At 61.2% G+C, this 15,413-nt stretch carries 12 protein-coding genes; 6 read left to right on the top strand and 6 right to left on the bottom strand.

Annotated elements, in window-relative coordinates; translation table 11 throughout:
- Positions 1 to 69: 69 nt before the first annotated feature.
- The 3 genes from IFT59_RS22440 to htpX all read right to left on the bottom strand — a co-directional run bounded on the left by IFT59_RS22440 (position 70) and on the right by htpX (position 4,240).
- On the bottom strand, positions 70 to 1,743 hold the full coding sequence (locus IFT59_RS22440; RefSeq protein WP_192088386.1) for a heparinase II/III family protein: 1,674 nt from the start codon (positions 1,741 to 1,743) through the stop codon (positions 70 to 72).
- A gap of 101 nt (positions 1,744 to 1,844) precedes the next feature.
- Complete coding sequence (locus IFT59_RS22435; protein ID WP_192088333.1) at positions 1,845 to 3,260, bottom strand: RsmB/NOP family class I SAM-dependent RNA methyltransferase; 1,416 nt, start codon at positions 3,258 to 3,260, stop codon at positions 1,845 to 1,847.
- Positions 3,251 to 4,240, bottom strand: coding sequence for a zinc metalloprotease HtpX (gene htpX / locus IFT59_RS22430; RefSeq protein WP_192088332.1), 990 nt, complete (start codon positions 4,238 to 4,240; stop codon positions 3,251 to 3,253). The genes IFT59_RS22435 and htpX overlap by 10 nt, the downstream gene beginning before the upstream one ends.
- 112 nt (positions 4,241 to 4,352) lie before the next feature.
- On the opposite strand from htpX, the gene IFT59_RS22425 reads away from it, so the two are divergent.
- Together IFT59_RS22425 and IFT59_RS22420 are read left to right on the top strand one after the other, a co-directional pair.
- Positions 4,353 to 4,571 carry a DUF1674 domain-containing protein gene (locus tag IFT59_RS22425; protein WP_174197304.1) on the top strand — a complete coding sequence of 73 codons (219 nt, stop codon included), beginning with the start codon at positions 4,353 to 4,355 and terminating at the stop codon, positions 4,569 to 4,571.
- Positions 4,572 to 4,634: 63 nt separating this feature from the next.
- Positions 4,635 to 5,078 carry a thermonuclease family protein gene (locus IFT59_RS22420; RefSeq protein WP_192088331.1) on the top strand — a complete coding sequence of 148 codons (444 nt, stop codon included), beginning with the start codon at positions 4,635 to 4,637 and terminating at the stop codon, positions 5,076 to 5,078.
- Between the two features lie 302 nt (positions 5,079 to 5,380).
- Here the strand turns inward: IFT59_RS22420 and acs are convergent, their stop codons facing one another.
- Positions 5,381 to 7,333, bottom strand: coding sequence for an acetate--CoA ligase (acs, locus tag IFT59_RS22415; RefSeq protein ID WP_062577075.1), 1,953 nt, complete (start codon positions 7,331 to 7,333; stop codon positions 5,381 to 5,383).
- Between the two features lie 183 nt (positions 7,334 to 7,516).
- Between acs and IFT59_RS22410 the strand changes: the two genes are divergently transcribed.
- Positions 7,517 to 8,239: a DUF1013 domain-containing protein gene (locus tag IFT59_RS22410; RefSeq protein WP_062462856.1), complete on the top strand. Its 723-nt coding sequence runs from the start codon at positions 7,517 to 7,519 to the stop codon at positions 8,237 to 8,239.
- A gap of 80 nt (positions 8,240 to 8,319) precedes the next feature.
- On the opposite strand, the gene IFT59_RS22405 is transcribed toward IFT59_RS22410, so the two are convergent.
- On the bottom strand, positions 8,320 to 10,257 hold the full coding sequence (locus IFT59_RS22405) for a propionyl-CoA synthetase (RefSeq protein ID WP_192088330.1): 1,938 nt from the start codon (positions 10,255 to 10,257) through the stop codon (positions 8,320 to 8,322).
- Positions 10,258 to 10,345: 88 nt separating this feature from the next.
- Positions 10,346 to 11,005 carry a YggS family pyridoxal phosphate-dependent enzyme gene (locus IFT59_RS22400; RefSeq protein ID WP_192088329.1) on the bottom strand — a complete coding sequence of 220 codons (660 nt, stop codon included), beginning with the start codon at positions 11,003 to 11,005 and terminating at the stop codon, positions 10,346 to 10,348.
- A gap of 179 nt (positions 11,006 to 11,184) precedes the next feature.
- On the opposite strand from IFT59_RS22400, the gene leuS reads away from it, so the two are divergent.
- Genes leuS through holA form a run of 3 tightly spaced genes read left to right on the top strand, consistent with a single transcriptional unit; the run spans position 11,185 to position 15,399 of the window.
- On the top strand, positions 11,185 to 13,821 hold the full coding sequence (gene leuS / locus IFT59_RS22395; RefSeq protein ID WP_192088328.1) for a leucine--tRNA ligase: 2,637 nt from the start codon (positions 11,185 to 11,187) through the stop codon (positions 13,819 to 13,821).
- Positions 13,814 to 14,374, top strand: a complete 561-nt coding sequence (locus IFT59_RS22390) for a hypothetical protein (RefSeq protein WP_371816224.1) — start codon at positions 13,814 to 13,816, stop codon at positions 14,372 to 14,374. Before leuS ends, IFT59_RS22390 begins: the two co-directional genes overlap by 8 nt.
- On the top strand, positions 14,362 to 15,399 hold the full coding sequence (holA, locus tag IFT59_RS22385) for a DNA polymerase III subunit delta (protein WP_113167256.1): 1,038 nt from the start codon (positions 14,362 to 14,364) through the stop codon (positions 15,397 to 15,399). The genes IFT59_RS22390 and holA overlap by 13 nt, the downstream gene beginning before the upstream one ends.
- The last annotated feature ends 14 nt before the right edge of the window (positions 15,400 to 15,413 follow it).

The following is a 15,413-nucleotide window of genomic DNA, read 5'->3' as shown; positions in this document are numbered from 1 at the left end:
AAGGGCGAAAAGGGATTGGCCGCCGGTTAGCACAGCTGCCCCTTCAGGGAAACCCTATTCCAACCAGGGCTAATCGGCGCGACGCAGCATCCAGCGGATTTCGGTGACCTCGGGCAGGGTAAATTCGATCGCCAGCTGCTGGCTCGGACGAGGGCCGGAAACATCCGCAAAGAAGATGTCCTCGTCGATCATGACATCGAGACCCGGCGCCGAAAACAGCCATTTCTCGCCGTCACTCGCCTGCATGACCACGCTTTCCGGGTCGCGCCGCACCAGACGGATGGCCGGGTGAATATGGAAGCGAACCACCGCCACCAGTCTCTCGTCGCTTGCCTCTTCGCCATCAGGCACGAACAGCCGGTCATGGCCCTTGATCTTGTTGCCTGTCGTATTGAGGCCGATCTCGCGGTGGTAGAGATAGCCGAACTCCTTGAGATACCCGTCATGGGTCGCCCGCAGCCAGTCGTTGCCATGCGCATCGTCACGTCGGTCGATCGTGACGTCCGAAACGCCGGGAAGGAGGATGGGGCCGGCAAGCTTCGACTTGGCGATCCGGCTCGATGACGTCTCAGACAGCGTCAGCGTCGAATGCGCCGCCGTCGAGCGCGCCATCTTGCGGTGGCCGCGCCCTGAAAATTTCGGTGAGCCCGAGTTGACGATGAACCTGTTGCGGCCCGACGAGAGCTCGAAGGCGAGGCAACCGGCATGCGCCGTGCGCGAGAATTCCGGCTCCGACCAGCCGGTATCGACGATCAGCGTCGTGTCTTCGGCCGTCAGCCGGTGGTAGTTCATATGCGGCAGCGCCTTGAACGGCTTGCCACCGCTTTCGTCATACCGCAGCACCGACATCAGTTCGCTTGCCGGTGTCGCCGTGGCACCGTTGAACAGCGCGAGATCGCCGTCCTGGTGCCGGAAGAAGCGCAGCGCCGGATAGATGCGGTCGATCGTCGGGATCAGCTTTTGCGGCAGATCATGGCCGAGATTGATATAGGTCTGCCTCAAGGGCAGAAGGTCGAGCAGCGCATCCAGCATCGAGCGCGGATTGCGCGAGAGATGGCCGCCATCGGCAAGGATCTGGAATTCCAGTTCACGGTCGAGCCGCGCACCTTCGCGACGGATGAAGGCCGCGCGTGTAGGCATGGAAACAGACGCCATGGCGAGCGCGATGCGGATGCGAAGCCGGGTCTCGTCGGCGGGAATGCAGCCGGCGATCTTGCGCAGGTAGCGCACCTGAAACGCCAGGCTCTTCATGAAGCGGCGGTAGAAGCCGGCCTCCGCGCCCTGCAAGAGGACGGTCGAGTGGGACAGCCACGCGACCACGCGCTCGGCCACCACGCTCGGTTCCCAGCCGATGCCCCTCTGGCGACGGCCATGCAGCGTGATCCAGTCCGCCACCACGTCACGCGCGTGATCGCAGGCTTCTTCCGTCTTGTTGGCGCGAACATGCCGCAGCCAGGCAAACGAATGCAGCCGCTCGGCAAACGCCTTGGACGGAAGCTCGACCTGGAACGGCGAGTGACCATAGGTTTCGAGAACGCGCCCGGCCAGCGGATAGCGCCCCTCAAGAATTTCCTCGGCAATGAACGGATCGATCGATCGCAGATCGGTTGGCGCCACGATCAGCCTGTCCGGCACCGGCAGCGGTGTCAGAGCAAGGCGCATGCGGGCGGACCGGCGACAAATGCGTCGCCAGATCTCCCGCATGCCGAAGGCGAGAAGCCTTCGGCGATCGGCAAGCCGCATCGTCACTCGAGAAATACTCCGCAGGGCCGGAGGCTCTGCCCGAGCACCCGGAATCGATTATGGATCAACCGAAACTATGAAAGGTTATAGTGAATAAAGACTTACCGGACGCGCAGCACGCTTGCGAAGAAGCCATCCATGCCACCGGCGAAAGTCTCATCCCCCGGCAGCATGGCCGGCGTGGTTCGAAATTCGCCGAGATCGGAAACCGCGGATTCCAGACCCGGCCAATCGCTCGGGCTGACCGGCTGCCGTTCCAGTGTCGGCGTATCCGCCAGAACCTTGGCCACCAGCTTCTCGCCCTCCAGCGGATCGAGCGAGCAGTTCGAAAACACGATGAGCCCGCCCGGTTTTACCAGCGTCACCGCATGCCGCAGCATGCGTTCCTGCAGCACGGCAAGCTTGCCGATATCCTCGGGTCCCTTGGTCCAGAGCACATCGGGATGGCGGCGGGTGGTGCCGGTGGACGAGCAGGGTGCATCAAGCAGCACGCCATCAAGCAATTCGTCCGGTTTGAATTCGAACAGATCGCCGCTCGAAAGCTCCGCTTCGAGACCGAGCCGTGCCAGGTTTTCCTTCAGCCGCGCCAGCCGGTTGGCGGATTGCTCGACGGCAATCACGTGCGCGCCGGCCACAACCAGCTGCGCCGTCTTGCCGCCGGGGGCGGCACACAGATCCGCGATGCGCTTGCCCGTGAGGTCACCGAACAACTGTGCCGGAATGGATGCGGCAACGTCCTGCACCCACCATTCACCGTCCTCGAAGCCCTCGAGACCGGTCACCGATCCCTGGAAAGCCTGGAGGCGGATGCTGCCTGTTGGCAACAGCTTGCCGCCGAGCTTTTCCGCCCAGCCCTTGGCATCGCTTTTCACTGTCAGATCAATCGCGGCCGGCGTCAGCTGCGCTTCCGCAATCTTGTCGGCCTCGGTCTCGCCGTAGGCGGCAACCAGACGCTTGCGGAACCAGTCCGGTACCGGCGACACCGAAGCGGTGGCGGCGAGGATCTCTTCCTTTTCGCGCACCATGCGGCGCAGAACGGCATTCACCAGCTTGGCAAAGCGACGGTTGCGCGGATCGCGATTGGCCTGCTCGACGGCCAAGTCGACTGCCGCATGCGAGGGAACGTCGAGATGCAGGATCTGCGCTGCGGCGACCACCAGAACATGATGCAGTGATTTTGCCCCATGCGGCAGTGGGGTATCGATCATGGACGAAATCGCCGCTTCGAGCCGCGAAAGATGGCGAAGGGCCGTGGTCAGGATGGCACGCGTCAGGGCCCGGTCGGCATCTCCCAGCGCCTTGTAGGCCGGGTTGCCATGCGAAAGGTCGAGCATACCATCGAGCGAAATCTTCTTGTCGATCGCCGCGGACAAAAGCTTTGCCGCCGTCATGCGGACTTCGAGCCCCGGCTTTGCCGGTCCGGCGTCCGGACGGGAGCCTGGAGCATGGGATGTGGGGTTTTCCCGCGCGCCAGTTGATCTGGAAGGCTTGTTGTTTTTCTTGTCGTTCAAGACCATGGACCCTTGGGCGGTTCGTTCGAACTGCGGCCCCACCGGCTGTCGGAGCCGGAATTCGGAACGGAGCGCGCGCTTCGCTGCGGTCTAGCAGCCGAAGACTGCCCCGTCGAGCCACCGCCGCCGATGTCCCCCCGGAACTCACCGGTCATCTGCTGAAGAGCTGCGATCCGGTTGTCCGTATTCGGATGGGTCGAGAACAGGTTATCCATCCGCTCGCCCGAAAGCGGGTTGATGATGAACATATGCGCCGTCGCCGGGTTGCGCTCCGCTTCGTAATTCGGAACCTGGCGCGCCGTGCCGGCGATCTTGGAGAGTGCGGAGGCAAGCGCCAGCGGTTTGCCGCAGATCTCGGCGCCGCGACGGTCGGCCGAATATTCGCGCGTCCTGCTGATCGCCATCTGCACCAGCATTGCCGCAAAGGGCGCAACGACCATGGCAACAATCACCCCGATAAAACCGAACGGATTGCTGTTGTTTCCGCGATTTCCGCCGAACAGAAACGCAAAATTGCCCAGCATGGAAATCGCGCCGGCGAGCGTCGCTGTGATCGTCATGATCAGCGTGTCGCGGTTTTGCACATGCGCCAGCTCATGCGCCATGACACCGGCCACTTCGTCATGGGTCAGGCTTTGCAACAGACCGGTCGAGGCGGCAACGGCGGCATTTTCAGGATTGCGGCCGGTCGCAAACGCATTCGGCTGCGGGTTGTCGTAGATATAGACCTTCGGCATCGGCAGCCCGGCATTGGCCGCAAGCGATTGCACCATCAGGTAAAATTCCGGCGCCGACTGCGCATTCACTTCCTGCGCATGATAGGCAGACAGCACCATCTTGTCGGAGTTCCAGTAGGAAAACAGGTTCATGCCGGCCGCAATCACCAGCGCGATCATCATCCCGCCCTTGCCGCCGATCAGGAAGCCTATGCCCATGAACAACGCCGTCATGAAGGCCAGAAGCATGGCGGTGCGCATCACATTCATCGTCATATCTCCTGTTGCCAATTCAACCCGTGTAAGGGTTTTCGAAATCTTCAGAACGCCCTATAATGTGGTGAATTCGCTCAGACTTTCAATAAACCATCCGGTGAATGAAATGCAGACGCCCGACAACGACAACAGCGAAACGCAGATCGAGACCGCAGCGCCCAGCAAACCGCTCTCGCCGGCTGCCCAGCGCGCGCTGAAGGAAGCCGAGGAGCGCCGGCAGGCTGCAGCGAAGGCGGACACGCCAGAAGAATTCGGCGGCCGCGGCGGCGCCGATCCCGCCCGCTTCGGCGACTGGGAAATCAACGGCCGCGCCATCGATTTCTGAGCGGCAAAGCGGTAAGCAAATATTCCTATTGACTTCAGCCAATGATCGGAATTTATTCCTTTCATGGTCAGATATCTCGCGCTCATTGCTGTTCTCTTGGGTGCCTTTACAGGTGGCGCGAGCGCGCGCGAGGAAATCTCCGGACCGGTTGCTGCCGAGATCCTGCGCGTCATTGATGGCGATACGATCCTGGTCGCGGCCCGTCCCTGGCCGCAGCAGACGGTGGAAGTCTATGTCCGCATCCGCGGCATCGATGCGCCGGAGCTGAAGTCGAAGTGTCATTCCATCCGACAGGCCGGTGGTGACGCGCGCCAGGCGCTGGAAGCACTGACGGCGGCGTCCGCCACGATCCAGCTCGTCAACATTACCGGAGACAAGTATTTCGGCCGCATCGTCGCCGATGTCGTGCTGCCAGATGGCCGCAGCGCCGGCTCGGACCTGCTTCTGGCCGGATTGGTCCAGCCCTATGACGGCGGCCGCAAAATGGCGCAGGTCTGTGATGACTGAGCCTGCATCGCCCGGTTGAATTGGGCACGGATGCAGATATACCCTCGCATTCGGGGGTGGAAATGAAGAGATTTGTAATACTGGTTGCGGCGGTTTTGCTTGGCGGGGGAGCGCAGGCGAAAATCTGCAAGGACGTTTCAAGCTGCGAAGAGGCCGTCATCCTCTGGTGCGAGGGGTATAGCCGGGCCGATGCCGACCGCGACGGCATCCCGTGTGAAACCGTATGCCATTCGCTTCGAGACGTTCAGGAAATCCAGTCCCGGGTGGGATGCCATCGCTGACATCCCACGCGAGTTATCGGATCAATCCGACCTGTTCTGCCGGTTGGCGATCAGATCATCCACCACGCCTGGATCTGCGAGTGTCGACGTATCTCCCAGCGCCCCGAAATCGTCCTCGGCAATCTTTCGCAGAATGCGTCGCATGATCTTGCCGGATCGGGTCTTGGGCAGGCCGGGCGAGAACTGGATCTTGTCCGGTGCCGCGATCGGGCCGATTTCCTGGCGCACATGCTTGACCAGCTGCTGGCGAAGCTCCTCCGTCCCCTCGTTGCCGGCCATCAGCGTCACGTAGCAGTAGATGCCCTGACCCTTGATGTTGTGCGGGTAGCCGACCACGGCCGCCTCCGACACGAGATTGTGCGACACCAGCGCCGATTCCACTTCCGCCGTACCGAGACGGTGGCCGGAAACGTTGAGCACGTCGTCGACGCGGCCCGTGATCCAGTAATAGCCGTCCTCGTCACGCCGGCAGCCGTCGCCGGTAAAGTACTTGCCCTTGTAGGTGGTGAAATACGCCTCGACGAAACGGTCGTGATCGCCGTAAAGCGTGCGCATCTGGCCCGGCCAGCTGTCGATGATGCAGAGATTGCCGTCGGCAGCCCCTTCCAGCACATTGCCTTCGTTATCGACCAGCTGCGGCTGCACGCCGAAGAAGGGTTTTGTCGCCGAACCCGGCTTGAGCGCTGTGGCACCCGGCAGCGGCGTGATCATGTGGCCGCCGGTTTCCGTCTGCCACCAGGTATCGACGATCGGGCAGCGCTTGTTGCCGACCACCTCGTGATACCAGTTCCAGGCCTCCGGATTGATCGGCTCGCCGACCGTTCCGAGTAACCGCAGGCTGGCCCGCGACGACCGCGTCACGAACTCGTCGCCGGCGCCCATCAGCGAACGGATCGCTGTCGGCGCCGTGTAAAAGATGTTGACCTTGTGCTTGTCGACGATTTCCCAGAACCGGCCCTGATCGGGGAAGTTCGGCACGCCTTCGAACATCAGCGTTGTCGCGCAGTTCGCCAGCGGCCCGTAGACGAGATACGAATGCCCGGTCACCCAGCCCACATCGGCCGTGCACCAGTAGATATCCCCGTCATGGTAATCGAACGTGTATTCATGCGTCATCGCCGCATAGACCAGATAGCCGCCGGTCGTGTGCAGAACGCCCTTCGGCTTTCCGGTGGAACCGGACGTGTAGAGGATGAACAGCGGGTCTTCCGCCTTCATCTTCACCGGTTCGCAATGCTCCTTCACGGTGGCGATTTCCTGGTGATACCAAAGGTCACGGCCGGGCGCCCAGTTCGTCTTGCCGCCGGTGCGGCGCACCACTAGAACCTTGTTGACCGTGACATACTGCTTGGCCGCGATGCGGATAGCGGTATCGGTATTTTCCTTGAGCGGCACCGGTTTGCCGCCGCGCACGCCCTCGTCACAGGTGATCACGAATGTCGACTGGCAGTCGATGATGCGGCCGGCCAGCGCTTCCGGCGAAAATCCGCCGAACACGACGGAATGCACCGCACCGATACGGGCGCAGGCCAGCATCGCATAGGCTGCCTCCGGGATCATCGGCATGTAGATCGTGACACGGTCGCCCTTCTTGACGCCGTGCTTCTTCAGCACGTTCGCCATGCGGCAGACCTGATCGTAGAGCTGGTTGTAGGTGATCTTCTTGTCGATATACGGGTTGTCACCTTCCCAGATGATCGCAGTGCGCTCGCCATGCGTCTTCAGGTGCCGATCGATGCAATTATAGGAAACGTTGGTCTGGCCATCCTCGAACCACTTGATCGAGACCTTGCCCTTGAACGACGTGTTTTTCACCTTGGTGAAAGGCTTGAACCAGTCGATCCGCTTGCCGTGCTTGCCCCAGAACTTGTCCGGGTTTTCGATGCTTTCCTCATACCACTTGTCATACTTGTCCTTGTCGATGAGCGCCTTTGCCTTGGTGGCTTTCTCGACCGGATAAATTTTTTCGGACATGTGCTCCTCCCTGCTTTGACCCATATCTAACACTTGGAACATGGGCCGCAATTAGACAAAGGGTAAGGTGCTGGACGATTTGCAATTCCGACGCAAATCGAATATAGGGCAATAAATTCCCGGAAATTGTGGTTGATACCCACGCCCGCGACACCGGCGCGGACGGACAGAGGAACTATATCTATGGCTCAAACACTGCTCATGCCGAAAGCGACAGCCGTCTGGCTCGTCGACAACACCGCGCTTTCGTTCGACCAGATCGCCCAGTTCTGCAAACTTCACCCGCTCGAGGTGAAGGCGATTGCAGACGGCGAAGCAGCGCAGGGTATCAAGGGCCTCGACCCGATCGCCACCGGCCAGCTGTCGCGCGACGAGATCGAACGCGCTGAAAAAGACATCAACTACAAGCTCAAGCTTTCCGAGCCGAAGGTTCGCGTTCCCGAATCCAAGCGCCGCGGCCCGCGTTACACGCCGGTCTCCAAGCGCCAGGATCGCCCCAACGCCATTCTCTGGCTGGTGCGCAATCACGCAGAACTGAAGGACGCGCAGATTTCGCGCCTCGTCGGCACCACGAAGTCGACCATCGAACAGATCCGCGAGCGCACCCACTGGAACGCCGCAAACCTGGCGCCGATGGACCCGGTCACGCTCGGCCTTTGCAGCCAGATCGATCTCGACCTTGAAGTCGAGAAGGCCTCGAAGGGTCGCCCGCTGCCCACCGCTGCCGAACTCGGTGCATCCCTGCAGCCGGCTGCAGAAGCCGAAAACATCGGCTTCGGCGGTTTCCGCAGCGAACGCGAAGAAGAGAAGGAAAAGGAAATCGATGCGAACGCCGTGTTCGCCAAGCTTTCCTCCCTCAAGTCGACCCGCAAGGACGACGACGAAGAAGACGACGGCCGCTTCTAAGCCGCGATCTTCGAGATACGATTTTACGAAAGCCCTGGGCCACAGCCCGGGGCTTTTTATTTGGGCGCTCAGTCGCCAGCCTAGGTGTCGCCTGTGCGCGATACAGCCCGCATGCCCCCTCCATAGCCTTTCGCGGTGAGCGCGGCTGTCACCGCATCCAGTGCGCCCGGATCCTCGATCGTTGCCGGCATGGTCCAGGGCATCCCGTCCGCGATTTTCTGCATCGTGCCCCGCAGGATTTTGCCCGAGCGTGTTTTGGGCAGTTTCGGCACAATCATGACCGTCTTGAACGCCGCAACCGGGCCGATCTCCGAGCGCACCATTTCTGCGACTTCCGACGAGATCTTATCCGTTTCCCGTGAAACATTGTGCTTTAGGACAAGGAAGCCGCAGGGGATCTGCCCCTTCACCGTATCGCTGATGCCGATCACGGCGCATTCCGCCACATCAGGATGTTTCGCACAGACCTCTTCCATCGAGCCGGTCGAAAGGCGATGCCCGGCGCAGTTGATGATGTCATCCGTGCGCGCCATCACGAAGACGTAGCCGTCCTCGTCGATCACGCCTGCATCTGCGGTCGTATAGTACCCAGGGAAGGTGCTGAGACAGGTCTCGCGGAAACGCTCATCTGCGCTCCAGAAGGTCGGCAGGCATCCGGGCGGCAGCGGCAGCCGGATGGCGAGGTTGCCGAGCGTCCCCGCCGGCACCGGCAGTCCGGAATCATCAAGAACATCGATGGCGTAGCCGGGCATCGGTCGTGTGGGAGATCCGTGCTTGAACGGCATCAGCCCCAGGCCCAGCGGATTGGCGGCGATCGGCCAGCCGGTCTCCGTCTGCCACCAGTGGTCGATCACCGGCACTTTCAGTTTCTGCTCCGCCCATTTCAGCGTTTCCGGATCCGCCCTTTCGCCCGCCAGAAAAAGAGCACGCAGACCCTTGAGATCGTAATGCGCCATGAGTTCGCCGTCCGGGTCTTCGCGGCGGATAGCGCGGAACGCCGTTGGCGCCGTAAAGAACACCTTGACGTCATGGTCGGCGATGACGCGCCAAAAGGTCCCTGCATCCGGCGTTCCCACCGGCTTTCCCTCGAAGATGACGCTGGTATTGCCGGCAAGCAGCGGCGCGTAAACGATATAGGAGTGACCGACCACCCAGCCGATATCGGACGCGGTCCAGAACACCTCGCCCGGCTTGATCCCGAAAATATTCGGCATACTCCAGGCGAGCGCCACCATGTAACCGCCGTTGTCGCGCACCACGCCCTTTGGCTGTCCCGTCGTACCGGATGTGTAGAGAATGTAGAGCGGATCGGTAGCCTTGACCGCCACGCATTCGATATCCCGGCCAAGCGCGTTGCCGACCAGATCGGCAAAGTCGAGTTCGCCCTTTTCGGGCCTGAGCTGCGCTATGAGTTCCGGCCGCTGCACGATGAGGCAGTGCTCCGGCTTCACGGTTGCGAGCTCGATTGCCTTGTCGAGCAGCGGCTTGTAGGCGACGACCCGACCGGGCTCCAGTCCGCAGCTCGCGGAGATAACGAGTTTCGCCTGTGAATCGTTGAGACGTGCTGCCAGTTCCTGTGCCGCGAAACCGCCGAACACCACGGAATGCACAGCACCGATCCGCGCGCAGGCGAGCATCGAGAAGATCGCTTCCGGCACCATCGGCATGTAGATGACGACCCGGTCGCCGTAACCGACGCCGAGATCGCGCATGACAGTTGCAATTGCCTTCACCTCCGCCAGAACCTCGGCATAGGTGAAGGACCGTTGCGCACCGGTCATCGCGCTGTCGTGGATAAAGGCGAGCCGATCGCCGTTGCCTGCTGCGACATGGCGGTCGAGGCAATTGTAGCAGGTGTTGGTTTCACCCCCCACGAACCACCGACCATAGACACCGGCATTGGCATCAAAGACCGCGTCCGGTTCTTTGAACCAGTCGATCGCCTCTGACGCGGACTTCCAGAAGGCATCTGGGTTGTTTTCCCAGCTGCTGTAAACGTCGAAATATTGGCTTTGCATCTGTACCTCCCAACACAACCGCATAGCCTGATCGGGCGAGTGTAGGGGAGGGACGATCGGGCGGGAAGCCCGACCAACGGGTTAGACCTCAGCGTGCGCCGAAGATTGCCGAACCGACGCGGACGCTGGTGGCGCCAAATTCCACCGCCGTCTCGAAATCGCCAGACATGCCCATGGAAAGCTTGTCCACGCCGCATTCTTTGGCAAGCTTTGCCAGAAGCGCGAAATGCGGTCCCGGATTTTCATCCGCCGGCGGAATGCACATCAGCCCTTCGATTGCGAGCCCCAGCTCGTTTCGGCAGAGCTCCACGAACGCTACCGTCTCTTTCGGCTCGATGCCGGCCTTTTGCGGTTCGAGCCCGGTATTCACCTGCACATAGAGCTTCGGCGACTTGCGCTGCTTGGCCATTTCCGCCGCCAGCGCTCGTGCAATCTTCTCGCGGTCCACCGTCTCGATCACATCGAACAGAGCCACCGCATCACCGGCCTTGTTGGATTGCAGCGGGCCGATCAGATGCAGCACAATATCAGGCGTTTCCGCCTTCAGCTCCGGCCACTTGCCCTGACTCTCCTGCACCCGGTTTTCGCCGAACACACGCTGGCCCGACGCGATGACCGGCCTAATGTCACCGGCATCGAATGTCTTGGAGACAGCGACGAGCGAGACAGAGCCCGCGGAGCGATTGGCCGTCTCTTCCGCCTTGCCGATCCTTGTCCTGACTTCCTGGAGCCGTTCTTCGACGCTCATTGTCCGTCACCTTTCGCTATTCTTGTGATGCAAGCGATTAAAGCCCATATGAGGCTCTGCCAAGGGCATGTCCCATCAAAGTTTGGCACGTGTCAGGCCTCAAAAACTTGACGCTTGCGGCCATTCATGGTGAAGGTCTGCCCGACTCCTATATCCTGATTTCCCGGAATATCATCCAGATGGCGACTGAACGTTACAACCCGCGCGATGCCGAGCCCCGTTGGCAGCAGACCTGGAACGAGGCGAAGGTTTTCGAAACCGACAATGCCGATCCGCGGGAAAAGTATTACGTCCTCGAGATGTTCCCCTATCCGTCCGGCCGCATTCACATGGGTCACGTGCGCAATTATGCGATGGGTGACGTTGTCGCCCGCTACAAGCGCGCCCGCGGCTTCAACGTTCTGCACCCGATGGGCTGGGACGCGTTCGGCATGCCGGCCGAAAACGCCGCGCGTGACAACAAGACCCATCCCAAGGCCTGGACCTACCAGAACATCGAATCCATGAAGAAGCAGCTGAAGGCGATGGGCCTTTCGCTGGACTGGTCGCGCGAGTTCGCCACCTGCGACGTGGAATATTACCAGCAGCAGCAGCACCTCTTCCTCGACATGATGGAAAAGGGCCTGGTCTATCGCAAGCAATCCAAGGTCAACTGGGATCCGGTCGACCAGACGGTTCTGGCCAACGAGCAGGTGATCGACGGTCGCGGCTGGCGTTCGGGCGCTCTGGTCGAGCAGCGCGAGCTCGTGCAGTGGTTCTTCAAGATCACCGATTTCAGCCAGGATCTGCTCGACGAGCTGGATAACCTGGACCAGTGGCCTGAAAAGGTCCGCCTGATGCAGAAGAACTGGATCGGCCGCTCCGAAGGCATGAGCCTGCGCTGGGAAATCGTAGCGGAAACCGCACCCGCCGGCGTCGACAAGGACGTAACGGTCTATACGACCCGTCCCGACACGCTTTTCGGCGCATCGTTCCTGGCGATCGCTGCCGACCATCCGCTGGCGAAGGCCGCGGCTGCGAACAACCCTGAGATCGAATCCTTCGCCGAGGAATGCCGGCGGCAGGGCACGTCTCTCGCTGCGCTGGAAACGGCCGAGAAAAAGGGCATCGACACAGGCGTCCGCGTCAAGCATCCGCTCGATCCCTCGTGGGAACTGCCGGTCTATGTCGCGAACTTCGTGCTGATGGAATACGGCACAGGCGCAATCTTCGGCTGCCCGGCCGGCGACCAGCGCGACCTGGATTTTGCCCGCAAATACAATCTTCCAGTCGTTGCCGTGGTGATGCCCAGGGATGGTGATGCCGCCACGTTTGAGATCGGCGATACCGCTTTCGTCGACGACGGCGTGATGATCAATTCCCGCTTCCTGGACGGCAAGTCCACGGACGAAGCGTTTCAGATCATTGCCGATAGGCTGTCCGAACAGACGCTCGGCAATGCACCGCAGGGCGAGCGCAAGGTGAACTTCCGCCTGCGCGACTGGGGCATTTCCCGCCAGCGCTACTGGGGTTGCCCGATCCCGGTCATCCACTGCGAAGTCTGCGGCGTCGTGCCGGTGCCGAAGAAGGACCTGCCGGTGCAGTTGCCCGACGACGTCACCTTCGACCTGCCGGGCAACCCGCTCGACCGCCACCCGACCTGGCGCCATGTCAGCTGCCCGAAATGCGGCCACGATGCCCGTCGCGAGACGGACACGATGGATACGTTTGTCGATTCCAGCTGGTATTTTACGCGCTTCACAGCCCCTTGGCTGAACGAGCCGACAAACCCGGCCGTTGCCGATCACTGGCTGCCGGTCGATCAGTATATCGGCGGCATTGAGCACGCGATCCTGCATCTGCTCTATTCGCGCTTCTTCACCCGTGCCATGCGCGAGACCGGCCACGTGGCCGTGAAGGAACCGTTCAAGGGCCTGTTCACGCAAGGCATGGTCGTGCACGAAACCTACCGTCTCGGCGAGTCCGGCCAGAACGGTGAATGGGTCGCTCCCGCCGATATCCGTATCGAGGAAGTCGACGGCAAGCGTACCGCGACGCTGCTGACAAGCGGCGCCGACGTCACCATCGGCTCGATCGAAAAAATGTCGAAGTCGAAAAAGAATGTCGTCGATCCCGATGACATCATCGCATCCTACGGCGCCGATACGGCCCGCTTCTTCGTTCTGTCCGATAGCCCGCCGGATCGCGATGTGATCTGGTCGGAAGCGGGTGTCGAAGGTGCCTACCGCTTTACCCAGCGCCTGTGGCGCCTGATTTCTGAAGCCGCCGAAAACCTCAAAACGGTCGATCCGACTCCGGCTAAGGATGGCGATGGACTGGCAATCTCGCAGCTTGCCCATAAGACGCTGCAGGCCGTGCAGGGCGATCTCGACAAGCTGTCCTTCAACAAGGCCGTGGCCCGGATCTACGAACTGGTCAACGCGCTTGCAGCGCCGCTGACCGATGTTGCCGCCGGCAAGGGCGACGCCGCCTACCGTGCCGCTGTTCGCAACGCCTCGGAAATCCTGATCCAGATCGTCGCGCCAATGACGCCGCATCTGGCCGAGGAATGCTGGGCCGTGCTCGGCAATGGCGCGATGGTTTCGACAACTGCCTGGCCACAGTTCGACCAGGCACTCGTTGTCGAAAACGACGTCACGATGCCGGTCCAGATCAACGGCAAGAAGCGCGCCGAATTGACAATCGCGCGCGACGCGGATCAAACTGCCGTCGAGGCTGCAGCCCTCGCACTCGACGTGGTAAAAGCCGCTCTCGATGGCAAGCCACCGAAGAAGATCATCGTCGTCCCACAGAGGATCGTGAACATTGTTGCCTGATCGTTCATTCCGCCGCTTTGGCATCGCACTTGGCATCGCCGGCCTTGCCCTTCTGGCGGGATGCCAGGCACGGCCTCTCTATTCCGAACAGGAAGGCACCGGTCAGAAGCTCGCATCCGTGGAGTTTGCGGATCCGAAGACCCGTATCGAGCAGGTGATCCGCAACAATCTCGTCTTCCTCACCGGTCATGGTGCAGGCGAGACGGCCCATCCGCTCTACGAAGTGAAAATGACGGCCACGAGCTCCGCCTCGAGCATTCTCGACCTTACCAGCGACGATGACACCGTGTCTGTCAGCAACATCCCTGTTGCCGGCCGCGTTCAGGTGGATGTCACCTATACGCTGACCCGTATCAGCGACAGCAAGATCCTGAAATCGGCCAAGCGCGAAGTCGTCGCCTTGATCGATGTCCCGGGACAGAGCTTTGCAAAACTGCGCGCAATCCGCGACGCTGAAAACCGTGCTGCCCGCGAGACAGCCGAGTTCCTGCGTGGTGAAATCGCCATTGCCCTTGCCCGCGAGCCCCAGTCGCCTCCCGTATGGCAGAAATAAAATCCCACGAGTTCGACCGGTTTCTTGACAAGTCGGTCGGCCTCTACAAGATCTTCGTCATCTATGGGCCCGATCGCGGGCTCGTTTCCGAGCGGGCTGCGCAGATCGCAGCCAAGACCGGTGTCGCGCAGGACGACCCATTCGCGATGCTCAAGCTGGATGTATCCGATCTCCAGGGCGATCCCGGCCGTCTGCTTGATGAGGTCAACTCACTCGGCCTTTTCGGAGGCGCCAAGCTCGTCTGGCTCCGTGGCGCAATGAACGAGAAGCCGCTGCTGGATGCCATGCAGGCGCTCGCCAAGGATGAGCCTCCCGCCAATATCTTAATCATCGAGGCTGGTGACCTGAAGAAGGGCAGCGGCCTTCGCAAGGTGGTGGAGCCGGTCCGCTCCATCGCCGTCATTCCCTGCTATGCGGACGATGCACGCGCGCTTGCTGGCCTGATCGATACGGAACTGTCGGCCGAAGGCCTCACCATCAGCGGCGCTGCCCGCCAGCGCCTGATGGAGCTTCTCGGCGGCGATCGAATCGCATCCCGCAATGAGGTGAAGAAGCTGGCGCTCTATTGTCGCGGTGCGGGGACTGTTACCGAAGATCACGTCGATGAAATCATCGGCGATGCGAGCAGCGTCTCCGCGGACGAGGCCGTCGACGCCATTCTCTCCGGAGACGTGGCGTCTCTTCAGCGCGCTTTCCAGAAGGTGCTTGTATCCAAGACGCCGATCTTCCTGATCCTGCAATCCTGCCTCAGACAGTTCCAGTTGCTGGATGTGATGCGGGCGGAAATGGACGACAAGAAGCTGCAGGCCGCACAGGTCATGATGACGCTCGGTCGGCATATCCATTTCAAGCGCAAGCCGATTATCGAAAAGGCGCTGCGATCCTGGACCGCGCCGGCACTTGCCCGGGAAACCGAGCGCCTGCAGGCGGCCGTCCTCCAGTCCCGGCAAAGACAAAGTCTCGAGCCCAGCATCGCCTTCCACAGCCTGATGGCAATCGCGATACAGTCGTCGCGATATCGCTGAAGACGATCTGGGAA

Origin of the sequence: Rhizobium sp. CFBP 8752, from assembly GCF_014842035.1 — a bacterium.
In the GTDB taxonomy this organism is placed as follows: Bacteria; Pseudomonadota; Alphaproteobacteria; order Rhizobiales; family Rhizobiaceae; genus Neorhizobium; species Neorhizobium soli.
This window is presented reverse-complemented; position numbering and strand designations above follow the sequence as displayed.

What these genes read in the sequence shown, in the direction of transcription:
- IFT59_RS22440 (WP_192088386.1), bottom strand. Translation starts at nt 1,743, where the DNA reads ATGCGGCTTGCCGATCGCCGAAGGCTTCTCGCCTTCGGCATGCGGGAG.
- IFT59_RS22435 (WP_192088333.1), bottom strand. Translation starts at nt 3,260, where the DNA reads ATGGTCTTGAACGACAAGAAAAACAACAAGCCTTCCAGATCAACTGGC.
- htpX (WP_192088332.1), bottom strand. Translation starts at nt 4,240, where the DNA reads ATGAATGTGATGCGCACCGCCATGCTTCTGGCCTTCATGACGGCGTTG.
- IFT59_RS22425 (WP_174197304.1), top strand. Translation starts at nt 4,353, where the DNA reads ATGCAGACGCCCGACAACGACAACAGCGAAACGCAGATCGAGACCGCA.
- IFT59_RS22420 (WP_192088331.1), top strand. Translation starts at nt 4,635, where the DNA reads ATGGTCAGATATCTCGCGCTCATTGCTGTTCTCTTGGGTGCCTTTACA.
- acs (WP_062577075.1), bottom strand. Translation starts at nt 7,333, where the DNA reads ATGTCCGAAAAAATTTATCCGGTCGAGAAAGCCACCAAGGCAAAGGCG.
- IFT59_RS22410 (WP_062462856.1), top strand. Translation starts at nt 7,517, where the DNA reads ATGGCTCAAACACTGCTCATGCCGAAAGCGACAGCCGTCTGGCTCGTC.
- IFT59_RS22405 (WP_192088330.1), bottom strand. Translation starts at nt 10,257, where the DNA reads ATGCAAAGCCAATATTTCGACGTTTACAGCAGCTGGGAAAACAACCCA.
- IFT59_RS22400 (WP_192088329.1), bottom strand. Translation starts at nt 11,005, where the DNA reads ATGAGCGTCGAAGAACGGCTCCAGGAAGTCAGGACAAGGATCGGCAAG.
- leuS (WP_192088328.1), top strand. Translation starts at nt 11,185, where the DNA reads ATGGCGACTGAACGTTACAACCCGCGCGATGCCGAGCCCCGTTGGCAG.
- holA (WP_113167256.1), top strand. Translation starts at nt 14,362, where the DNA reads ATGGCAGAAATAAAATCCCACGAGTTCGACCGGTTTCTTGACAAGTCG.